The organism is Sphingobacterium bambusae, from assembly GCF_033955345.1.
Taxonomy (GTDB): Bacteria; Bacteroidota; Bacteroidia; order Sphingobacteriales; family Sphingobacteriaceae; genus Sphingobacterium; species Sphingobacterium bambusae.
Genome location: NZ_CP138332.1, coordinates 1,934,427 through 1,958,693 on the forward strand (window position 1 = coordinate 1,934,427; position 24,267 = coordinate 1,958,693).

General features: G+C 45.0%; 12 protein-coding genes. 7 read left to right on the plus strand and 5 right to left on the minus strand.

Going from position 1 to position 24,267, the window contains the following annotated elements; translation table 11 throughout:
- Window positions 1-5: 5 nt before the first annotated feature.
- Window positions 6-3,368: a SusC/RagA family TonB-linked outer membrane protein gene (locus SCB77_RS08300; RefSeq protein ID WP_320185963.1), complete on the minus strand. Its 3,363-nt coding sequence runs from the start codon at window positions 3,366-3,368 to the stop codon at window positions 6-8.
- Between the two features lie 261 nt (window positions 3,369-3,629).
- Window positions 3,630-4,826: an ROK family transcriptional regulator gene (locus tag SCB77_RS08305; protein ID WP_320185964.1), complete on the minus strand. Its 1,197-nt coding sequence runs from the start codon at window positions 4,824-4,826 to the stop codon at window positions 3,630-3,632.
- Between the two features lie 320 nt (window positions 4,827-5,146).
- Here SCB77_RS08305 and SCB77_RS08310 point away from each other — a divergent pair, with 320 nt between their 5' ends.
- Window positions 5,147-6,373, plus strand: coding sequence for an acyltransferase family protein (locus SCB77_RS08310; protein WP_320185965.1), 1,227 nt, complete (start codon window positions 5,147-5,149; stop codon window positions 6,371-6,373).
- 117 nt (window positions 6,374-6,490) lie between these two features.
- Here SCB77_RS08310 and SCB77_RS08315 read toward each other — a convergent pair whose 3' ends face one another.
- On the minus strand, window positions 6,491-8,863 hold the full coding sequence (locus tag SCB77_RS08315) for a glycoside hydrolase family 3 N-terminal domain-containing protein (RefSeq protein ID WP_320185966.1): 2,373 nt from the start codon (window positions 8,861-8,863) through the stop codon (window positions 6,491-6,493).
- A gap of 79 nt (window positions 8,864-8,942) precedes the next feature.
- A complete protein-coding gene (locus tag SCB77_RS08320; protein WP_320185967.1) occupies window positions 8,943-11,231 on the minus strand; it encodes a GH92 family glycosyl hydrolase in 2,289 nt (762 codons plus the stop codon).
- Window positions 11,232-11,516: 285 nt separating this feature from the next.
- Between SCB77_RS08320 and SCB77_RS08325 the strand changes: the two genes are divergently transcribed.
- The 3 genes from SCB77_RS08325 to SCB77_RS08335 all read left to right on the plus strand — a co-directional run bounded on the left by SCB77_RS08325 (window position 11,517) and on the right by SCB77_RS08335 (window position 17,347).
- A complete protein-coding gene (locus SCB77_RS08325; protein WP_320185968.1) occupies window positions 11,517-13,295 on the plus strand; it encodes an alpha-L-fucosidase in 1,779 nt (592 codons plus the stop codon).
- Between the two features lie 404 nt (window positions 13,296-13,699).
- Complete coding sequence (locus SCB77_RS08330) at window positions 13,700-16,066, plus strand: TonB-dependent receptor (RefSeq protein WP_320185969.1); 2,367 nt, start codon at window positions 13,700-13,702, stop codon at window positions 16,064-16,066.
- A gap of 39 nt (window positions 16,067-16,105) precedes the next feature.
- Window positions 16,106-17,347, plus strand: a complete 1,242-nt coding sequence (locus SCB77_RS08335) for a DUF4374 domain-containing protein (RefSeq protein ID WP_320185970.1) — start codon at window positions 16,106-16,108, stop codon at window positions 17,345-17,347.
- Window positions 17,348-17,477: 130 nt separating this feature from the next.
- Here SCB77_RS08335 and SCB77_RS08340 read toward each other — a convergent pair whose 3' ends face one another.
- Window positions 17,478-19,256: an aminopeptidase P family protein gene (locus SCB77_RS08340; protein ID WP_320185971.1), complete on the minus strand. Its 1,779-nt coding sequence runs from the start codon at window positions 19,254-19,256 to the stop codon at window positions 17,478-17,480.
- 171 nt (window positions 19,257-19,427) lie between these two features.
- Between SCB77_RS08340 and dacB the strand changes: the two genes are divergently transcribed.
- From dacB to ruvA, 3 genes are all read left to right on the plus strand, one after another.
- A complete protein-coding gene (gene dacB / locus SCB77_RS08345; RefSeq protein ID WP_320185972.1) occupies window positions 19,428-20,852 on the plus strand; it encodes a D-alanyl-D-alanine carboxypeptidase/D-alanyl-D-alanine endopeptidase in 1,425 nt (474 codons plus the stop codon).
- A 184-nt stretch (window positions 20,853-21,036) separates the two neighbouring features.
- On the plus strand, window positions 21,037-23,313 hold the full coding sequence (locus SCB77_RS08350; RefSeq protein WP_320185973.1) for an NADP-dependent malic enzyme: 2,277 nt from the start codon (window positions 21,037-21,039) through the stop codon (window positions 23,311-23,313).
- A 226-nt stretch (window positions 23,314-23,539) separates the two neighbouring features.
- On the plus strand, window positions 23,540-24,124 hold the full coding sequence (gene ruvA / locus SCB77_RS08355) for a Holliday junction branch migration protein RuvA (RefSeq protein WP_320185974.1): 585 nt from the start codon (window positions 23,540-23,542) through the stop codon (window positions 24,122-24,124).
- Window positions 24,125-24,267 lie beyond the last annotated feature (143 nt).

The following is a 24,267-nucleotide window of genomic DNA, read 5'->3' on the forward strand; positions in this document are numbered from 1 at the left end:
TAAAATTAAAATGAAGTGCTTAAACTGAATCCGAACGAGCGTACGCCTGGTAAAGCACCAAACTCGATACCTTGTGCGTTTCCGATACCGTTGACGGCTTCAGGATTTAATTTATCAGGCAAGCTAGTATAAATGTAGAACAAGTCACGTCCAATCAAGGATGCATTTAGATTCTGTAAAAATTTGGTTTTCTGAACGAAGGCTTTTGGCAATTGATACGAAAGTCTTACTTCCCGAAGTTTGATCCACGAATTATCCATCACTGCAACGCTACGTGGCATATTAATATTTGACCAAGCAGCATAGGTTCCAGCATATTTCCACATATAATGTACGACATCCGTATTCGTAGTTCCATCGGCAAAAACACCGTCCATGATCACCCCATGATTGGCTGTTGTTCCATCAGGATAGGTATATGCCAATCCGCCACCGTTTCTTTCCAACAAAGTCTCTGGAGCCTGCCCATTTCCCATTGCAGTGGAATAGCTTCCACTCCAAATATCGCCGCCCCATTTGAAATCCATCAATCCATAAAGCGAGAAATTTTTATACCGCAACGTTGTTCCCAAACCACCGGTCATCTTCGGATTCGCATTTCCTATTGCCACCTGCTCAGATGTAGTCGCATAACGCGTGCCTGCCGGATTACCATTGCCATCAAGAACACGCTCAACTACACGTTTTCCATCACGGTACACAAAATCGTGTCCATAGATCGTACCATAGTTGTCGCCTACCTTTACCTTCATGGTTACGCCGTTTGCACCGAACATTTGATCCAAATAGTATTCATCAATACCGTCTGCTAAACTCACTAACCTATTTACGTTGTGTGCGCCATTCAGCGTAAGATCCCAAGAAAAATCTGGGGTCTGAACAACTGTTCCACGCAAGGTAAATTCAAACCCACGATTCAGCAACTCTCCCGTATTCGTACGAACCGTAGAGACACCGGAGGACGGAGCTACGTTCAAATCCAAAATCTGCGAAGTAGAGTTCACCTGATAGAAGGTGAAGTTCAACCCCAATCGGTTTTGTAAAAAACCTAAATCTGCTCCTAAATCGTAGGAATTAGAGCGCTGAGGTTTCAAAAGATCCAATGGCAACAAATTCGAGGTCAATGTTCTCGTTGCTGATCCACCAAAAAGAGCCGAATTATAGATATAGGTAGTTTGATAAGGTTTTGCTGGGCTCGCACTTCCAGCAAAGGCCAGACGCAATTTTCCATATTCAAACCAACTTGGTTTGCTGACCCACTTATTAGAGAACACATAACTTAAAGATGCAGCAGGGTAAGGATAGCTGTTCGTGCCGGACGGCAAAGTTGACGACCAGTCATTTCGCCCGGTCAATTCCAAGAACAAAATGTCATCGTAAGAGATGTTCGCTATAGCAAACAATGAATTTATTTTCTGTTCTGCTCTATCCTCTTCAGGCTGAAAATCTGCTGCGTTACCTTGTCTATTGATATTTTTTAAGAAGAATAGATATGGTACATTAAATGGACCATCATTCCATCCTTGAACCGCTCTATAATTTGTTTTCCATGCACTTCCACCTACGGAAAAGCTTCCGCTGAACTTTGAGTTCCATAGATTGTCTTTATGTGCAGTAGCCAAAAATTCCAAATTGCGATCGGTAGTCTTGTACATCTCGTGCCCATATTTTCCGTCTACGCCCAAGGCGTCGATAGGATAATTTTTCTTTTCCAACTCGTCAGATGAGAAGTTACCGGAGACACGCCCCATCACATTCAACCAATCGGTTAACTCTGCGTTTAATTTGATCGTACCCAAAAGCTGATCCCGATTCAATTGGGAATTGTTCATATAGGTATTCCAGTAGATATCCTTCCCGTAGCCACCGTAAGGATAACTTAAAGGGTAGGTATTGGTATTAAACAGGTTTTTACTTCCATCAGCATTCCGGTAGACATCTTGCTCAATATTTTGATAATCTCGCGACATACCATAGGTCATAAACTTGCCCCAAGCATTGTTATTATTACCCACGTCGGGTGAATTAAGACGATCGAAATTAATATAGCTAGCCGTCACGTCAGCGGTGACTTTCTTAGAAATCTTTACACTACTTCCAAAATTAAAGGTATTGTTACTAAAATTACTATTGGGCACAATGGCGGTATTATTCTGCCTTGTGTAGGATACACGGATGCTTCCCAACTCGTTGGCACCACTGAAGGCTACGTTATGAGTTTGTGTATTACCTGTACGATAAAACGACTGCAGGTTGTCCGGTTGAGGCGAGTATTTACGCGTGGTACCATCCCACCAAATAACGTCCTGCCCTTCCATTTTTGCTCCCCAAGAGGCACCTGTACCGTACCAACTGAAGTAATCCCACGTATTTTTACCACCTGGAACAGCACCTTGGCTATACCAACGTTGGTCAGACAGAACAGAACCTTGCCAAGGGTCGGCAATAGGATACCGCAAATTTCCAGAACCGTCCGTTGGTAATGTCGGCACGGCGGAGTACAAGGCTATCGCACCACCATAACCATACTCGTTCTGCATTTCCTGAAAGCGAAAAGGATCATTAGATCGGTAAGAAAAACTATAATCAATACCTAACCCATCTTTGACCTTACCTTTTTTTGTGGTAATCAAAATTACCCCATTACCACCGCGCGCCCCATATAATGCAGCCGCACTTGGTCCTTTTAAGACATTGACTTCTTCAATATCGTCTGGATTAATAAAATTCAATACCGAACCCCAGTCTTGGTAAGAGCCATCCACCTTGTTGATATCGTTCCCTCTACTGCCGATAGGATTATTGTCAACCGGCATTCCATCCACAACATACAGCGGCTGATTACTACCTGAAATCGATGTATTTCCCCGAATAACCACGCGCTGCGAACCACCTTCAACACCGTTCGGCACACTAATATTCAAACCAGATACTTTCCCCATCAGACCAGTAGCTAATGTAGGAGGCTGGGCTTGCGTAATATCTGCACCACCAACCTTCTGAACCGAATATCCGATCGACTTTGCCTCCCGTTTAATACCTAAGGCCGTCACGACAACTTCATCCAGCGAACCTTCCATTACCTTCAATAGCACATCCAACCTTGCACCTTGAACCGTAAACTCCTGAGCGATATAGCCCACTGTCGTGAAACGTAGTTTCTCGCCTTGGGAAGCCTGAATGCTGTACGCACCTTGCGCATCCGTCTGCGTGCTTCTAGTTGTACCTGGAACAACGACAGTAACACCTGCGAGCGCTCCGTTTGCATCTGTTACTCTCCCCGTAACAGATTGTTGTGCAAATAACGTGCTGATGCTGATCAACATCAACAGCGATAAAATGCAACCTTTTTTGTAAAGTTTGCTCATTTTCGATTAGTTTATTTGTGTAGTAATAATTTGGTCATTACGCGTCATCGCGACGGGTAGGTTTTGCTAATTTTCCTGATTAGTTGTTTGTATATAATTTTGTTGATGAATTATCGGTTATGCTACTAAATGGCTGTTTACAGCAGTGCGTACAGCAACTATTAAGTCAAATCATTTAAAAACTCGGTTAATAAGTATTGTAATCTCAACTTTTTTAAATTCAATATCTGTAGAGTAATCCAACAAACATTGCCATCCTTTTTACGCTGTCCTATCAGACAGTTGATTTTTAATCTTCTTCTTCCATTCCAATTGTTGTACCGCTATACAGGCAGACGCAAGAATCTGCACATCGGCCATGTTGGAAATTTCCAACTTTGTTTGACGGGCTAAGCGTGGAATACAATATTCTTGCACTGCCGACAGAATCTGCGGGACCAAAGCTTCTCCAAAAGCAGCCCCTCGGCCACTAACGATAATCTTTTGTGGGTTCAAGATATGGATCAACGTAGCAATACCCTTGCCGAGCATATGCGCAATCTTCTTGATCGCGCGTATTGTCAGCTGATCGCCTTTCTCATATGCAATGAGTAGATGCTCGAATTGAATCCCCTTCTCTTGGGAAAAAATATCTTCCAAATAAGAGCGTTCGCCATTGGCCAAGGCCTCCTGAATATCGTCAATTGCACAATGGAGAGATGCCTCCACCTCTAAACAGCCTTTCTTCCCGCAAGAGCATAATCTGCTTTCATCAGCGAGCGGAATATGACTAAACTCGCCTGCGAAACCACTATGACCACGAAACAAACCACCTTGAATGATCATGCCCAACCCTACTCCCCAGTTCAGATTAATCACTAGCGCATCTTCAACAGATTTGGCTGCTCCAAAATACTGCTCTGCAATCGCAATCGCCGAAGAGTCATTTTCGATGTAGGCGGGAAGATGGTAGCGTTTACGGATGTTATCGCGAAGTGCATAGAGCGGCGAAACAGGGCTATAAGAGTTATTCACCCCCGTCTGTGCATCGACAAACCCAGGCAACGTAATACCGATAGCGAGCACCGAGCGTTCGGAAAGACTCGCCAAGACATCATCAATCATGCTCAATAAAATAGCATAGACTTCCTCCTCGCGTTTCAATTCGATAGCACTTTTGTAGATCGTCGTGACTGGCTTATTTTCGATATCAAAAGCGCCTATGCTAACGGAATACTGATCGACCGCAACGGCTAGCAGACAACCATGCATAGCTGTACGCAATGCGAAATTCATCGCTCGCCGTCCGCCAGTAGAAGCGCGCAAGCCTACTTCTGTAATAAGCCCATCATCCATCAGCTCGTTCATCGAGCGAGTGATAAGAGGAATACTCTTCCCAATCCCATCGCTGACCTCCGCAATAGACTGTGTACCGTTAAAGTACAGATGCTTTAATATTGTTGATTTTAGGTTATCCACAATGCCCCGTGATTAGTTAGTTAAAGCAAATATATATTTGGGAAGAATATCTTCCAAATACTTTTTAAAAAAATTAAAAAGATGTAGCATATATATTACAATTAAACAAACCTATTTATTAAAAATATTATTGTCTTAAATAATCATCTTCACGTGTTATCGCGCATCAACGTTAGAAAAACATCGTCTACTTCAAAAATTTACTGTGTTATCTGTGAAATATTTAAAAAAAAAAAAGAGTTCAAAGTAGGTAAAAAAAATGTATCACTAAACATCTAAACAAATTGTACCTTTATGCTACACCTAAAATCAAACTGTCCATGGAGACTTTACAGGCCAAACAACGCTACTATTCATTGGATGTATTTCGCGGTGCCACCGTGGCACTCATGATACTGGTCAACAACCCTGGAAGCTGGGCGCATACCTTTGCACCGTTAAAGCATGCGCCTTGGCATGGCTGCACACCGACCGATTTGGTCTTTCCATTTTTTCTTTTTGCCGTTGGTAATGCCATGTCCTTTGTCATTCCGCGTTTACAGGCGGCCGGTGCATCCGTTTTCTGGAAAAAAGTTATTCGACGAACGGTATTGATCTTCGCCATCGGATTTTTCCTAAATTATTGGCCTTTTGTGCAATGGACAGGCGATAACCTAACTTGGCGCGAGTGGGTCAATACGGCCGATCCTGATAAAGGAATACGTATTATGGGCGTTCTGCAACGCATAGCCCTAGCCTACGGCTTTGCTTCCGTCCTAGCCTACTACCTTAAACCCAAAAATCTGATCTACATTTCCGCGGTTATTCTTCTTGGTTATTGGAGCCTAACGGTTTTTCTTGGCGGCGATGATCCCTATTCATTGGCAGGGTGGTTTGGTACCGACATCGATAAACAGCTTATCGGGCCGGCACATATGTACAAAGGTGAAGGTGTAGCCTTCGACCCCGAAGGGCTCGCTAGTACCATTCCAGCGATTGTGCAGGTCATCTTTGGCTATTTGACGGGTGTTTTCATTGCTCGACAAGGATCGGTGGACTGGCTATGGACAAAAGTACCATCCTCACAAGAGCCACATTTTAAGTTGCTCAGCGGTCTCTTTGTAACCGGATTTATCAGTTTGCTGCTCGCTTGGGCTTGGTCCTTAGGATTTCCCATCAACAAAAAGATATGGACCAGTTCTTATGTACTTTACACCATCGGGTTGGCCATGCTGACGATCGGAAGCATGATCTGGTTTATAGAGGTACAAGCTGTAAAAAATAAACTCACCAAATTCTTTGATGTTTTCGGCAAAAATCCACTTTTCATCTTCGTGCTCAGTGGGCTGCTCCCTCGATTCCTAAGCCTTTTCCGTATTCAAGACGGTACTTCCGAGGATGGATCCATCGTATACACGAGTGCGCTGAACTGGTATTATCAGCACATATGCGCAAAAATACCGGGCATTCCGGAGTGGGGCTCGCTAGCCTACGCATTAAGCTTCTTACTACTGATGTGGATTATTGGTTATGCATTAGATAAAAAGAAGATTTATATTAAAGTTTGATAATACCATCACGGCTAGGACAAAATCAGTCCTTTGAACATAGTAGCCCTAAGCCAAATAAAAAACCCTGTGCATGTTTTAACATACACAGGGCTTTCATCTTGAAAAATATCTTTTCTAAAAAGCGTAGTCCTTAGCCAATACAAACTCTCCAGTTAGCTTGGCATCATCCGAAGAACCGCCAAGCAACAACGTGAATTTACCTTTTTCGGTTTTCCATTGTTTGTCCAGCCCCCATAACTTGAGGTCTTCTTTAGTAAGCACAAAAGATAATTCTTTCGTTTCACCTTGCTTAATCGCCTGCCGTGTAAATTTCTTCAGTTGTTTCACCGGCGTCACGACGCTGCTCACCTCATCGATCGCATACAGCTGCACCACCTCTTCACCATCGCGGTTTCCCGTGTTCTTCACATCCACACGCACTGTGCAGGCAAAATCATCGACCTGCTCTGCAAGCGCTACCCGAAGGTTGCTATAGGTAAAGCTGGTGTAACTTAAGCCATAACCAAAAGCGTAGAGCGGCTTTGCATCAGACTCCACGTAATCGTGGTGTTTTGGCTTTGTATGGTTATAGTGCACAGGAAGCTGACCTACATAACGAGCAATGGAGATAGGCAATCTTCCCGCAGGGTTATAGTCGCCAAATAGCACATCAGCAATCGCCAAACCACCTTCCTGACCGGGATACCAAGCGTTCACGATAGCAGGCACATGTGCCGCTGCCCAGTTGAGGTTCAATGGTCGCCCCATAATAGTAACTAAAACCAACGGTTTACCGGTAGCCTGCAAAGCCTGTAATAATTTCAATTGGTCGCCCAAAAGATCCAAACTTGCGCGGTCAAATCCTTCGCCGCTTTCCATATCGCTAAGCGTACTAGCTCCACTATCCACGTTGGCTGCTCCGGTAGCTTGATAAGATGTCTTAAAATCTCGAGCACTGGATCCCCCTAAAACGAGTACGGTCACATCCGCTTCGGAGGCCGCCCGAACGGCAACTGCGATATCAGAAGCAGTGGTATCCCGAATCGCACAGCCTTTCACGTAATCCACTTGGGTATTTTTAGACACAGCAGCACGAATTCCGGCAAGCACCGTTTTCACTTTTTCTTCCGGCTGCGGCGCAGTGTAATCGCCCAATTGATTGTACATATTATCAGCATTCGGCCCAATTACGGCAATCCGCTTCAGCGATTTGCTCAACGGCAACAGCTGGTTGTCGTTCTTCAATAATACGACCGCCTCGCGAGCCACCTTGCGAGCAAGGTCCAGGTGCTCCTTCGTCCCTACCTTCTTATCGACAGCCTTTTCATCCACATACGGCCGATCAAAAAGACCTAAGGCAAATTTTTGATAAAGCACGCGTGCCACCGCGCGATCCAACGTCTGTTGATCTACACGACCCGTTTTCACCGCCTCCAACAGGTTCTGGTTGTAGCCAGATCCGCTTAGATCCACATCAAGGCCTGCGTTTAGGCTTTGTTGCGCCGCATCCACCGCATCGGTTGCGGTGCCATGTCCTCCATTAAGACCCGAAATACTCAACAAATCGGAAACCACAAAACCTTGAAATCCCCACTGTTTACGCAGGATATCATTCAACAGCCAAGGATTAGCCGAACAAGGAACGCCATCAATAGAATTGTAAGCTGTCATCACCGATGCTGCTCCAGCTTTCACCGCCTGTTCAAAAGGAGGCAGAAAGTACTGCAACAGCGCACGCTCGCCAACGCTCACACTACCACCATTGTGTCCTCCTTCGGGAACAGCATAGGCCACGAAATGCTTCAAGGTGGAAATAATCTTGTCTGCCTCCCCAATCTTTGTTCCCTGAAAACCGGTAACCATAGCCTTTCCCATTTGTCCTATCAGATAGGGATCCTCTCCATAAGTCTCCTCCGTTCGTGACCAACGCGGGTCGCGTGCTAGATCCAGCACAGGCCCATAACCGTTCTTACCGCCTACGGCGGATGTTTCACGTGCAATAGCACTGGCCATCGATTGGATCAAGGTCGGATTCCAAGTACTGGCCTGCCCAATAGCCGTTGGAAAAACCGTTGCTCCGATAGCCATGTGTCCATGTGGTGCTTCTTCGGATAGCAGCAATGGAATTCCTAAACGCGTACTATCCAGCATAAAACGTTGAATAGCATTGGTCGCTTGCGCCGCTTCCTTGGAACTCAATCCATTGGTCAAGGTCTTCTGGGTCCAAGGATCCGCGCGCAGTGTGGCCCACAGCAAACCGATATGCTGCTGCTTGACAACATCCTTCAGTTTTTGGCTGGCCCGAACGGTTTTCCCTGATTTCTCGTACATCTCCCAACCCAATAACTTGGAGAGCTGCCCCACTTTTTCTTCCACCGTCATACGGCCGAGCAAATCATCAACCCGATCTGTAATCGGTAGCTTACTATTCTTGTAGGGCAGCACCTGTGCCTGCCCTGTCAAGAATAAACCGGTCATCCCCCATATCAATAAGTACTTTATCTTCATGCTTTTCATATTCTTTTCATACAGATAACGAGCGTATACAGCTGCCATCTGCTGCTCTATGTTTATATTCTCGCCTCAGCTACTGTATCGATGTTGGCCTAGCCTCTTTTGCCACACCAAAAGTAGATGAAGGTGATGTGCCCATCTCAAACTCCAATGATCCACCTTGCATCAAATCAGCATAGCTGATGTAAGATTTCTCGTAAGGCTGCCCATTTAACTTCACAGACTGTATATACTTAGCTTCTTTGCTGTTGTTGTGCGCAATGATCGTCAATGATTTTCCGGCATCCAAAGCCAGCGTAACCTTATCAAAAAGCGGGCTACCAAAGATAAATGGCCCACCGGCTGGCGACACTTGGTAAAAACCTATAGCCGATAGCACATACCATGCAGACATTTGCCCAACATCTTCGTTACCCGATAACCCATCAACCTTGTCGGTATATAAGGTGGCCAATGTTTGACGCACCCGATCCGCTGCTTTCCAAGGTTGTCCAGCAAAAGGATACATGTAGATCACATGATGGCTAGGTTCATTACCATGCGCATACTGTCCAATCAAACCACTGATATCAGGAGATGCTTCCTCGCCCAAATCGCCCTCTACCACAAAAAGAGAATCCAATTTATTGATAAACCGCTCTTCGCTACCGAAAAGGCCTATAAAACCATTCACATCATGCGGCACCAACCAGGTATATTGCCAAGCATTTCCTTCGGTATAGTCATTAGCCAAGTGCGCGGAATGAAAGGGATCAAATTTGCCTGGTCTAAAGTTACCCTGCGAATCCTTCCCACGCAAAAATTGAATATCTTTATCGAAATAATGTTTGTAAGCTTGACTTCTTTCACTAAAGTAACGGTAGTCCTCTTCTGCACCACGCAACTTGGCTACCTGCGCTAGGCTCCAATCGGCAATGGCAAATTCCAATCCTTTAGCTACCGACTCTACCTTTTCCTTATCATAGGGCACAAAACCGTATTTCTTGTACGAGTCCAGTCCACGGTCATCTTTCATCGCCGAGGCCTTCATTGCTTCGTAAGCCAAATCTTTGTCAAAACCTTCTACACCTTTTAAATAAGCATCCGCAACCACAATAATCCCCGGATTACCGACCATACAATCGGTCTCGTTACCAACCAAGTGCCACACCGGCAATTTGCCTTGTTCTTGATAAATGCGTAACATCGTATTCACCATATCTGGCAAACGGTCGCGATGAATAATACTCATCAATGGGTGTGCTGCGCGATACGTATCCCACAATGAAAATGTCGTATAATTGTTTCCAGATGCCAAGCGATGCGGCTTGAAATCTGAGCCCATATAATCACCATTGACATCATTGAAGAGCGATGGTGCAATCATCGTATGATACAGTGCGGTATAGAAAATCTTGCGCGCAACGCTATCCTGAGTTTCCACCTTTACCTTTGCAAGTTCTTCATTCCAGGCTTGGTCAGCAGCTTTTCGCGTAGCATCAAAGTCCCAGCCGGCAAGCTCTTCCTGCATATTTAATTTAGCGTTGGCTACGCTAACCGGTGATACCGCCACTTTCACCAAGAGCAGCTGCTCGCCTTCATTTTTAGCGAAAGTTAGCTCCCCATAGGCACGTTTTACACGGATGCTATCGCCAGCCTGCACAGCCGTGCTATCGGCTAAACGAATCTTGACAACCGGTTGCGAAAAGGTGGCTGTGAAATAGATCTTTTGGTTTTTTGCCCAACCCATTGAGTAGCGGTATCCCGAGACTACCGAGTCGTTCTCCAAAACAATATGTCCTTCCTTCTCTCCTTCCCAACCAATACCTGCATCCAAATTGATCAACACTTTAGGTGTTTCCGCTTTGGGAAAGGTGTATTTATGAAAGCCCACGCGAGCAGTAGCCGTGAGTTCGGCATCCACATTGAAGCGATCCAAGTGTACGGCGTAAAAACCTGGACGCACAGTTTCCGTTTCTCGTTTAAAAAGAGAGTAAGCGCCCGTGCTTTCGTCAGCAGCAGTGCCGCGATCGAAACGTACATCGCCGGTGAAGGGTAAGAATACGATATCGCCTAAATCGCCAATACCGGTACCACTCAAATGTTGGTGCGAGAATCCCATAATAGTAGAATCGGAAATATGGTAACCCGACACCCAGTCCCAACCGGTAGAAATATTAGATGGCCCAAGCTGCACAGCGCCATAAGGCACGTTTGCGCCAACAAAAACGTGGCCATGTCCGCCGGTGCCGATGTATGGGTCAACATACTGTGTTAAGCTCTCCGATGTTGGAAGATCGGCGTTAACGCCGCACGCCGCCACGGCAAGGAACGGCGCTCCGAAAAAAGCGAGTTTCTTCACGAAACTTTTTACTACGATCATAAATACGAAACTATAGTGTTTGGATAAAAAATAGGCTAAAGCAAAGGAAAAATACCGAATATGAAGCTCCTTCGACAATGACCGCCCTAAATTAACGTTTTAGCAATTAAAACGGAGAATATACCTACATTTTTACAGAAAAAATCATCTTTCAATGCTTACTAGAAATTATTCGTCAAAATTAAAAACATATCAATAACTTAGTCCTGTCCAAGAAAATGCATTCTTTCTGCACAACAGCAGTCGATCTCTTAATCTGTGGGCAAAATAACCAACACAGCTAACATGAAAAATCGTTACAGGAAGCGTTCTGGCATTATGGTTGCCATTTTTTTACTATCAAGCCTCAGTTTATGGGCGCAAAGCAGCCGAACGGCTTGGTTCGAGGAAGCACGCTATGGCATGTTTATACATTGGGGGCTTTACAGCGCGGCTGAAGGACTATGGAAGGGAGAAAAGTTGCGCTATGGCAACAATTATGCAGAATGGATCCGCTACAGAAATCGCATTTCTAAAGAGGAATATGGCGAGCTAGCAAAACGCTTCGTATGGGATAAGATCAATCCGGAAGAATGGGTCATTGCCGCAAAAAAATCGGGCATGAAATATATCATCATGACCTCCAAACACCATGACGGCGTTGCCCTGTGGGATACACAGGTAGGCGACTACTCTCTCACAAAGCTATCGGGCAGCAACCGCGATATCATCAAAGAACTTGCGGACGCCTGCCGTAAACACGGATTGAAACTGGGCTTCTATTACTCGCATTGGATAGACTGGGAACATCCCTACGCTTGGGACCATAACCAAGAACTGACAGGCCATGTGACCGATGCCCAATTCGATCAGTATTGGCAGGAAAAAGCTATTCCGCAATTGCGCGAACTATTGACGAACTATGGCGATATTGCAGTGATGTGGTTCGACATGTGGATACCTTATCAAAATACGATATTCAAGAAAGAACAATTGGAGCAGGCAGCTTCCTTGATTCGCGAATTACAACCCAATTGCTTAATCAACTCCCGCTTAGGCTTGCCAAAGGATAGCAAATTTGTCGACTTTGAAACCTTGGGCGATAACCAATTTGGATCCAGCTATACCGAACACCCTTGGGAAACACCGGGCACCATTGCCCATTCTTGGGGATACAATGGGCAGGAGCACGAATGGAAATCTACAGGTCAGCTTTTCGAATCGCTCATAGGTAATGTCGCATTGAACGGTGATTTCACCCTAAACATCGGCCCGCGCGCCGACGGTTCTCTTCCTTACGAAAGCATCTCACGCTTGAACGACCTCGGTGCCTGGCTAAAGCAATATGGTGAGGCGATATATGGGAATACAGGGCTGAGGCTCGCTGCCAATCAACACGATTGGGGAAAGCTAACACGCAAGACGGTAGAAAACATTGTCTACCTTCATGTTTTTAACTGGCCCTTAGATCGCATCCTGCGTGTCACCGGGATCAACAGTATGCCGAAGAAAGTTGAGCTTTTGTCGAACAACCAAACGCAGACTTTGCCTTTCGAACAACAGGGACCTCTGCTACATATTACACTGCCCGACAGACAGGCAGATCACTTTGTTTCTGTTTTGCGGGTGGAATATCCATCCATTGATCTTGACGCTAATGTCGTTGCCGAATCTACTTTCGGTGGTTTTGGATTGACCGGAATCAACGCCAAAGAAACAAATAAGCTGAGCCATGCCCGCTATGATGGAAAACGCCCAGCCCACGTTAAAACAAGCGAAGCGGCAATCAGCTGGGACGTCTACTTTCCAGAAGCGGGTACCTACCGCGTAGACTTATCCTCACACAACCCCAATGAAGAAAATATCAGCATCACTGTGGCCTTAGGAAAACAACAGTTGGATGCCGTCGTCAAACCGAGCGGCAAGATTGTTGCCGAGCCCAATGAAAAGAACTATACCGACGAGTTTGTTGACCAAGCGCTCGGCGAGATGATCGTCGACAAACCAGGTAAATACACCCTAAAGTTTCAATCGCAAAGCCACAAAGCACTTTGGTTGAACCATATTTGGATCATCAAAAAATAGATCCTTGATTCTCTCCTGCCCAATCGCACCTTAGGCGATAGGGCAGGATTTTCCCCAGCCTCCCCGAGCCTTCAACAAAGCCGACTATTCTTAGAAACCAGCCAACCTCTCTTTAGTCAACAAAATAATTTTCTTAAAAAGATTTGCGACTTATGTAACAGAAGCATACCTTTGCGTTGTTTATACTAAATCTAAATAAGAACAAACCAATAAGGCGGCAACCTTGACCCTTGTTCTAGTGTAAAAACAACGGAAGTAACAGATGGACTCGACATAATAAAAACATCAGCGCCATAACGAACGGCAATTCGTATGGCGCCAACAAACTGATCCAACGGCAATTGGAACAGTCAACTTCACTACGCTAGTCGCGTAGCCTTCTTCTAACGCATGACCATTAAAAGATGAAACAAAATAGTACTTTTTTTATAATTCTTTGCATGCTGCTCTGTTTTTCCCAATCCATAGCACAGCAAACAGCCCAAACCTTTACAGCGCGCGTCCTAGCGAACGGACAAGCTGTAGCAGCGGCCACAGTACACATCGATGACCTCGCTGTACACAGCAACGACAACGGCATATTTACCTTTCAGGCTATTGCCGGATCCACCGTTAATATAGAGATATCAGCTATCGGAACCAAACGATTAAAACAAAAGTTCACCATTCCCCAACAAACCGGCGATCCGATAATTTTCATACTGGACAACAATGAAAACCAGATTGAGGAAGTCATGGTGCTTGGTAGAACCAAAGTGCAAGAAGTCAACAAACAAGCCTACAATGTTACCGCGCTAGATGCCACCAAATTACACAACACTACGTTGGATCTAGGCCATGCGCTAGACAGGATTTCCGGCGTACGTGTTCGGGAAAGTGGTGGTGTGGGATCTGACATGAACCTCACCTTAAATGGTTACACCGGCAAACAAATTAAGATATTTATCGACGGTATTCCCATGGAAGGCTTCGGGTCGTCCTTCCAGATCAACAATATTCCAATAAACTTGGCTGAACGTGTGGAGGTATATCGGGGCGTAGTGCCCGTGTGGCTAGGAGCGGATGCTATGGGAGGTGCAATTAATATCATTACCGGTAGTTCCAAGAGAAACTTCGTCGATGTATCCTATTCGTACGGATCCTTTAATACACATCGCACCACGCTCAATACGGGGTATACGACAAAGTCAGGTTTCACATTTCTGTTAAACGCTTACCAAAATTATTCTGACAACGACTACAGATTTACCATTGCGGACTACGGCCCGCGCGGAGAGGATATGCAATTTAATCGCTTTCACGACACCTACCACAACGAAACTGTTATTTTACAGGCAGGTGTGGTCGATAAAAAATTTGCAGACCAACTTTTAGTGGGAATCAACTTAGGCAAAAACTACAAAGAAGTGCAGACTGGTGCGAGGGTTGAGGCTGTATTTGGCTCTTGGTACCGCAAGGGAGACATCGTAATGCCTAGTTTAAAATATAGGAAACGTGATCTTTTTACGAAAGGGCTTACTGCTTCGATCAACGCAAATCTCAATCTAGGCCATGAGCAAAACATTGATACAGTGAACGTGAGATACGAGTGGTACGGCGTACCCATATATCGATCGGGCGTGGGGAGCGAAAATAGCCGTACATTATACAGGTTCAGTAACAACATTGGAGTTGCAAATGCGATGTTCAGCTATGACATCAACGAACATCATTCCTTGGTTCTAAATAATGTTTACAGCACCTTCAACAGACGGGGTTCGGATGAACTTTACCCAGAAAATGAGGCATATGAGCGCCCACGGAAATCGAGCAAGAATGTTACTGGCATTGATTACCGATACAATCACAATGGAAAATGGAGCGTCACTGCATTTTTCAAGAACTATTTCCAAAATCTACAATTCGCCTCTAGCTACAATCCTTCAGGAAATTGGGGTGATGTGGCCTATGTAAACAACCAGACAAACTATAACAAAATAGGCTATGGTGCAGCTGGAACCTACTTCTTATCGAGCAATCTTCAAGTTAAGGGTTCTTACGAAAACGCAAAAAGACTACCCGAAGCAGACGAAGTTTTTGGCGATGAAATAGTTCGATCAAGCAATCTTGAGCTCAAGCCAGAGACAAGTTATAACTATAACCTTGGAACGTCCTACATATTCTCTATTCAACGTGATCATCAATTTGCAATCGATGCCGGTTTGTTTTACAGAGACTCTAAAGACTTTATACGTGAAAAATTAGCACCAAATGAGGTTAAAACAGTATTGGAAAATCGCGCTAGCGTAACAAATCTGGGAATGGATACGGAGATTCGCTATTCTTATAAACGGATCTTCACGGCTGGTGCAAACCTATCCTACCACAACCTCCGAAACAACACAAAATATGAAGGCGAAAATTCCAATGTCAGTCCAACATACAGGGATCGCATTCCGAACAATCCCTACCTATACGGTAATGCGGACGCAACGTTATTCTTACATGATGTTGGCCGAAAAAACAACAACCTAAGCATCGGTTATAACCTACTCTATGTGGGCAAAGTATATCTGTTTTGGCCGAGCCAAGGTACAGCATCTACCAAACGTAATATCCCAAAACAGCTCATTCATGACATTAACGTGGTATATACCCTTGCAAATGGTAAATACAATGTCGGTGTGGAATGTAAAAATCTTACCGACGCCCTAGCCTACGACAACTTCAGTTTGCCAAAACCTTCAAGAGGTGTGTTTGTCAAACTACGTTATTTTCTATCAAGTCATTAATTCAACTTTACACATAAATTCTTATTAATTAGCATAGCCATGATCAAAAATTTCAAAAGCTTAGCCCTATTGTCAGCAACAGCGATAACCACAATGGTTGCCTGTTCCGATAGCAACACACCTACGCCAGAACCTGAAACGCCAGGTGAAGGCACCAATGTTAAATACGTTATTGCTGCTCATCCCACCAGCGCCGAAGCCGGCACGGCAGACTATTTATTGACAGCCGATGACCTCACCAAAGGAAGCATCACAACGAGAGGAAACGGTATTGAGCAAGACGGCAGTTACCGTTACTACGTGGCTAGCAAGAACAAATTCTTCAGTATGCTATACGGACAAGGAAACCCTGGAGCGGTAACATCTTACTTTTTAAATGGATTGGGTGAACTAACAAAATATTCTAATTTCGTCACCGAAACTGTTCAGGTATTTGCGCCCGTAAAAGATGAATTGGTGTTGATCAAAGTCCCTCGGTCGGGAAATGAAAATGCATTGTTATACCGTATTAATGCGGACAATCCACAAATTACTTCTGAAAAGGAATTAAACATCGTTAAACTAGCTGGTAACGGTGAGCGTGCGCACTTTACTTGGGCCACACAATTTGGTGATAAAGTATTAGCGCCATACATGAGTATTAAAGGTTGTTGTGGTGACACATTCGGAACAGCTTATCCGGACAGTACATGGGTAGCCGTTTTATCTTATCCTGATCTAACGCTAGAAAAAGTAATTAAAGATAACCGGACAAGCTACTTGGGAGGCTACTTTAAAAATGGTCTACTTGTTGACGAAAACGGTGATGCCTACGGCTTCTCTGGAGCATCTGTTGCTATAGGAGGAAATGTCGTATCCAAAAACCCTTCCGCTATAGTAAAAATCAAAAAAGGAACGACCGAGTTTGACAAAGATTACTTCTTTAACTTTGAAGCGAAAACAAATGGCTACAAAATCAACTCTGCGCGCTACATCGGAAAAGGTAAGTTCTTAGTTCAAACATACAGCGCTCCGAAGGCAATTACCGGCATAAATTTCTGCATTGTTGATGTCTACACACAAACTGTATCTTGGGTTACCGGATTACCAGAAAAGATTGCTAGCACGACTTCAAGTAACTACGGCGCACTTTCTGAAGATGGAAATAAAGCCTTCGTGGGCTTAACGTTGGAATCTGGTGATAGTTATGTATACATATTCGATGCCACAACACATACAGCAGTACAAGGGCTAAAAGTTGATAATGGTACAATCACAGGTATCCATAAATTAACTTACTAAACATTCATTATGCATAAGGCTCCGAACGTTCAGTTCAGAGCCTTATGCTTTTTATTTTTGCCTGCGGTTGCTTTACAGCGCCCGCACAAGTCAAAACCAAAATATTTCGAAGCCTAATAAAGCCTATTCACTAGTAAACCGCCTTTGTCTTCTCCTTAAGCCACGAGGCTTCTTCAGCCGTCAGCCGTGGTGCAAGTTGCTCAAACACCCAAGCATTGTATGCATTAAGCCAATCCAAGTGTCGTTTTTCCAATAGGGACGTATCGACCAAGTCGGTAGCAATATAGCATAGTGTCAAGGTTTCAAAATGCATGAACGTCCCAAATTGATTCGACTCCAACACCTTGCTTAACACTAAATTTTCGATACGGATGCCGTAGGATCCTTCCCGATAAAGCCCCGGTTCTATGGAGGTAATCATCCCTTCTTCAACTGGTATATCGACATTGGAAGGGTTGAAGGTATGAGGCCCTTCGTGCACATTCAGGAAAAAGCCAACACCATGTCCTGTACCATGTCCATAGTTACGGCCTGTTTCCCAAATTGGACGTCTCGTTATGGCATCAATTTGGTAGCCACGCGTGCCCTTAGGAAAAACCGCTTGTGAGCCTTCAATGGTTCCTTTAAGCACAATTGTATAATCCGCTTTTTCTTCTGCCGTAGCTTCACCAAGGGAAACCACTCGCGTAATGTCCGTCGTTCCGTCTTTATATTGCCCCCCTGAATCGACCAAAAGAAGCCCTTCTGCTCTTAGAGTTGCGTTACTCTCCTCCGTAGCCTTGTAGTGCGGCAAGGCACCATGTTCCAAATAGCCGGCAATGGTATCAAAAGAGATATCGACAAAATCCTTTCCTTCGGCACGGAACTCTTGCAGCTTTTCCGCAATGGAAATCTCCGTTAGATTTCCATGTGAAACATGCTCTTCCAGCCATTTGAAAAAACGTGTCATCGCGACCCCGTCTTTCAACATGGCCTCCCGCGTGTGGGCAATTTCCACCTCATTTTTCACCGCCTTGAGGTGCGTGGACGGATTGATATCTTCCACAATCTTAACTCCGTTCGGCACACTATCGTACATGGCAAAGCAAGTACGCTTTGGGTCTAGGAGGATACGCTGCGCATCTAGTGATCTTACCGCTGCGAATACGTCTTCATAGGGCTTCAGTATGATTCCAGCCTCGGCCAACCGCCCTTGCTCATCTTGATGGAGCTTCGCCGTATCAATAAAGAGCGTATTTCGTGTTTCTTCGATTAAGAAAAAGCCCAATACCACCGGGTTACATTTTACATCCGTTCCGCGAATGTTTAGCAGCCAAGCGAGGTCATCTAACGATGAAATCACATGCGCCGTCGCACGCTTATCCCGGAGTTTTCCCTTCACCCGTTCGATTTTGCTTACCGTGGATTCGCCCGTGGTCCGCTCGTCCAACAGATAAGCTGGTCCGTTGGGCAAGGCAGGTCGGTCTAACCAAACAGCCTCCAACAGGTCTACATGTCCATCGACAACAATATCCACGGCGCCCATTGCTTCTTCCACGGCTCTCGCCACGGCCAGAGATGCAGATTGTCCATCGAAGGCAACTTTGCTACCTGCTGGCAACACCTCCGCCAACCAAAACGCATACTCAGCGGCTCCCTGCACCTTCAGCTTTACCAATTCAAAGCCCGTGCCATCCAACTGATCGTTGGCCTGTACAAAGTAACGCGAGTCCGTCCACAGGCCTGCAAAGTCCTGCGTGATAGCCAAAGTACCCGCCGATCCGGTAAAACCGGAAGCCCATGCGATACCCTTGTAGCGCTCGGGTAAGTATTCACTGATGTGTGGATCCGAAGAAGGAATAATATAGGCGGCAATACCACGAGCATTCATTTCTGTCCGAATTGCCGTTAAGCGTTCTTTATGTGCCATGTCATTTTATACTAGTGCCTGCAAGTTAAAAAATATGTGATACACTTGGTAGTAGCCGCAAACATCGCTTCGTAATAATGACATAAAAAAGAAGCTTGACATGGCTACACTGCAAAAAGCAGGCTGCTTGACAAACCAAAATTCGATATGTTTGTCTAAAAGAATATGCGTATGATCAAAAATATACTTCCCACCTTACTACTGTGTATCGGTTTATGCTGCAATACCGGACTGCGAGGGCAAGCTACAAAAGAAAAAATAAGTGCGGCTTATCAAACATTTGCAAACAGCGGAAAGCTTACAAATGGCGTCGCTTCCTTCACAGTGTTGGATGGCAAAACGGGCGAAACTGTTTTCTCCAACAATCCTGTCATGGGTTTGCCCACGGCATCCACGCTAAAAGTCATCACCTCTATCACAGCACTAGACATCCTAGGACCGGCATACACCTATAAAACACAATTACGTTACACTGGCGATATCGATAGCTTAGGCGTGCTCCACGGCGACATCATTGTCCGCGGCAGTGGCGACCCAACTCTGGGAAGTGATCGTTATGCGCAGGCCAATAGCGAAACGTTGCTCAACAAATGGATCTACACCATCAAAAACGCCGGCATTAAGCAAATCCATGGACGTATTATCGGAGACGATCTACACTTTAATGGAAATGATGTACCGGGAGGATGGAATTGGACGGATATCGGAAATTACTATGGTGCCGGCATATCCGGCCTGAATTGGCGAGAGAACAAACTAAGCCTACAGTTTTCACCGGCAGGGGTGGGTCAGCCAGCAAGCCTTCGAAATAACAATATCGGGATGCCACAACTACAGTTTATCAATGAAGTCACCACGGGGGGGAATGGCTCGGGCGACAATGTTTATGCTTATTCCGCCCCATACAGCGACATTATCTATCTACGCGGAACCTATGGTAGAGACTTGAAGAAAGTAATCGAAATATCTATGCCCGACCCGGCACTTTACCTTGCGGAGGAACTCCGCCTTTCCCTAAACAACCAAGGCGTAATGGTTGATAGCGTTGCGACGAGCAGTAAGCGTCTTTTAAACCAAGGCGAGCGCCTATCGGCGGATAGCAAAACGTTAGACGAGCATACTTCTCCGTCCTTGAAAGATATTATTCACTGGTTTAATCAAAAAAGCATCAACCTCTATGGCGAAGCATTGCTGAAGAGCTTTGGTTTGTTGAGCGGCAACAAAGCCGAAACAGAACAGGCCGCTAAATTGCTTGCTAAATATTGGGAGCAGAAGCTAAAAATCCCAATCGGTGAGCTGAACATCAAAGATGGCTCTGGCCTATCCCCACAAAACAGGGTTACGAGCATGGCGATGGCTAAGATCATGCATTACGCCAAGAGTCGCCCTTGGTTTAGCGAATTTCAGAAAAGCCTGCCGACAATCAACAACATGAGCATGAAAAGCGGCACTATAGGTGGTGTGCTAGGCTACACGGGCTACCAAAGCAGTGCCTCGGGAAATAGTTTTACCTTCTCCCTGCTATTGAATAACTATAGTGGCAGCACCGCATCCATGAGGCAAGATATGTTTAAGCTATTGGATAATTTGAAATAAGCCCAAAAATTAGTTAATCCCATGCCTATGTTTTAGCTTTGTAGCCTGACATATAATTTTATTGTTAGTAAGGTTATAAGATGAAGTAAGGCTAACACTTCTCCTGATCTGTAAAAGTATCATCCTCAGGTAAAGTAGGCCTATTCAACTTTTAAGTTTTACTTTTAATTTTTTACTTAGAAAAATGAGTAGCAACAGAAAAAAAGACGCGTTGGATTACCATGCAATGGGAAGGCCCGGAAAAATTGCTGTCGTACCAACGAAACCACACAATTCGCAGAGAGATCTATCCTTGGCCTATTCACCGGGCGTTGCCGAGCCTTGTTTGGCTATCGCGGAGAATCCCGAGGATGCCTATAAATACACGTCCAAAGGAAATTTGGTAGCGGTTATCAGCAACGGTACTGCTGTATTAGGCTTGGGCGATATCGGTGCGCAAGCGGGTAAACCGGTGATGGAAGGTAAGGGTCTTTTATTCAAAATTTTCGCCGACATTGATGTATTCGACATCGAGTTGGACACCAAAAATGTCGATGAATTTGTCAATATCGTAAAAGCGCTGGAACCTACTTTCGGAGGTGTCAACCTGGAAGATATCAAGGCGCCCGAGTGTTTCGAAATCGAACGTCGTTTGAAAGAGGAAATGAATATTCCGGTTATGCACGACGACCAACACGGGACAGCTATTATCTCCGGAGCAGCCCTTATCAATGCCTGCGAGCTTATAGGTAAAGATATTAGCGACATCAAGATTGTGGTCAACGGAGCTGGTGCCGCGGCAATTTCCTGCACGGGCATGTATATCTCGGTTGGTGCGAAAAAAGAAAATATCATCATGCTTGATAGCAAAGGTGTGATCCGTAGTGACCGCGAGAACCTGGATAAAAGCAAAGCAGAATTTGCGACGGATCGTGATATCTACACGCTAGCCGATGCTGTTGCCGGTTCTGATGTATTTATCGGTCTTTCTGCAGCAGATGTGCTTACCCCAGCGATGCTCTTAACGATGAACCCGCGTCCTATCGTGTTAGCAATGGCCAACCCGAATCCGGAGATAGCCTATGATCTAGCTTTGGAAACTCGCGACGATGTTATCATGGGTACCGGTCGCTCCGACTATCCAAATCAGGTGAACAACGTTCTAGGCTTTCCGTACATCTTCCGTGGTGCCTTAGATGTACGCGCTACAGGAATCAACGAAGACATGAAAATTGCTGCTGTCAAAGCATTGGCCGCGCTAGCAAAACAACCGGTGCCCGAAGAGGTAAATCAGGCTTACGAAACCAGCAACCTCAAGTTCGGCCCTGATTACATCATTCCAAAGCCAACCGACCCACGTTTGATCACCGAAGTGTCTGTTGCGGTAGCAAAGGCAGCTATTGATTCGGGTGTAGCTAGAAAAGAAATCACCGATTGGGATAAATATAGAGACGAGTTGCGCAAGCGTTTAGGCAAAGACGATGGCATTATGCGTAACCTGACGACCAAAGCAAAGCAAAACCCGAAAAGAGTCGTATTCGCCGAGGCGGACAGCTACAAGACCCTTCGTGCAGCACAGATCGTAAAGGAAGAGAAAATAGCTTTCCCTATTCTTTTAGGTAACCGTGAGAAAATCGAAAGCCTCATTAGCGAGTATGATTTCGATCTTCGTGAGGTAGAGATTTTGGATCCGAAAGAGGAAATTGACTCGGAACGTTTCAAAAAATTTACCCAACATCTTTACAAAAGAAGACAGCGCCGCGGCATCTCGGAAAGTGACGCCAGTAAGTTGATGACTAACAGAAACTACTTCGCTGCATCCATGGTGCAATTTGGCGAAGCAGACACCCTTATCTCGGGCTTGACACGGAATTATGGTGCGACGATAAAACCTGCACTGCAGGTCATCGGTGCTAAACCGGGCAGCCGTGTAGCAGGTATGTATATGATGCTTACAGCAAAAGGACCTATTTTCTTTGGCGACACCACCGTTAATGAGGATCCCAATGCAGAAGAATTGGCGGAGATCACCTTGTTACTCGAAAATGCGATCAAACGCTTCAATATCAAGCCGCGCATCGCATTGTTGTCCTACTCCAACTTCGGCTCGAACGACGGCCGTATAGCTACTAAAGTTCGCGAAACAGCGAAAATCCTTCGGGAGAAGCATCCTGAAGTGATCGTCGACGGCGATATCCAAGCCAATTTTGCATTGAATAGTGAGCTATTGAAAGCCAATTTCCCGTTCAGCACATTAAATGGCGAAGCGGCGAATACGTTGGTATTCCCCAATTTGGAATCCGGTAATATCGCCTATAAGCTTTTGCAAGAAGTAGGCAATGCCGAAGCAGTTGGCCCCATCCTTTTAGGGATGAACAAACCCGTGCACGTTTTACAACTCGATAGCTCCGTTCGTGAAATCGTTAACATGGTAACCATTGCCGTAGTAGACGTACAGGAACATGAGAAGAGTGTTAACTAGTCGTTTTAAAAAGCATACAGTACGACCTTTGTAAGGCAAGGCATTCGCCATTCGCTACGAAGGATAAAATATGACCAAGCAATCTCGTATCAACAACATACGGATTGCTTGGTTATCCCTTTCTTGCAACAACACATGTTAAAGCGCTTTGATGCTTTTTGGGTTAACGACTTTTATGCACAGGGCGCCCTGTTTTATTTTTTACTTTTTAATTTTTACTTGTCTGATGTACGATTATTTTAGTGGAAAGCTCGTTTTTAAAGCACCAACCCATGTCATTTTGGATGTCGCGGGGATTGGCTACCATATCCATATTTCCTTGACCACCTATTCGCAAATCAAGGATCAGGAAAACTGCAAACTCTTTGTTTCCTTTCAAGTCAGAGAAGATGCGCACACCCTTTATGGTTTTGCGACCGAAGGTGAACGACAGTTGTTCAACCACCTCATATCGGTATCAGGCATCGGCCCCAATACAGGCCGCATGATGCTTTCTTCGATCTCACCGGAAGAAATACAGTCGGCTATTGTGAACGGACAGGTGCAGATTATACAAAAAATAAAAGGTATAGGCCCGAAGTCGGCACAACGCGTTATCCTCGAACTACAAGACAAGCTGAAAAAACAAGGTCCCGACGCATTAATGCCATTGCCAGTCGCTAGCCTTTCTATTCCGGAGGAAGCACTTACAGCATTAGTGATGTTAGGCTTCGCTAAACCACAGGCCGAAAAAGTATTGAACAGCTTAATAGCTATCGATGCGAGCCTAAGCGTAGAAGCCTTGATTAAAGCCGCGCTAAAACGTTTATAGGATTTTCATATAAATAAATATTAATCCAAAATATTCAACATTTTAATTTTATAATAAAATGTAATACAATTGGTTTTTTCCTAAAATTGGTAGATATTTGTATCTAATCATTGATTAACTGCTTATGAGAAACTAATCACTGA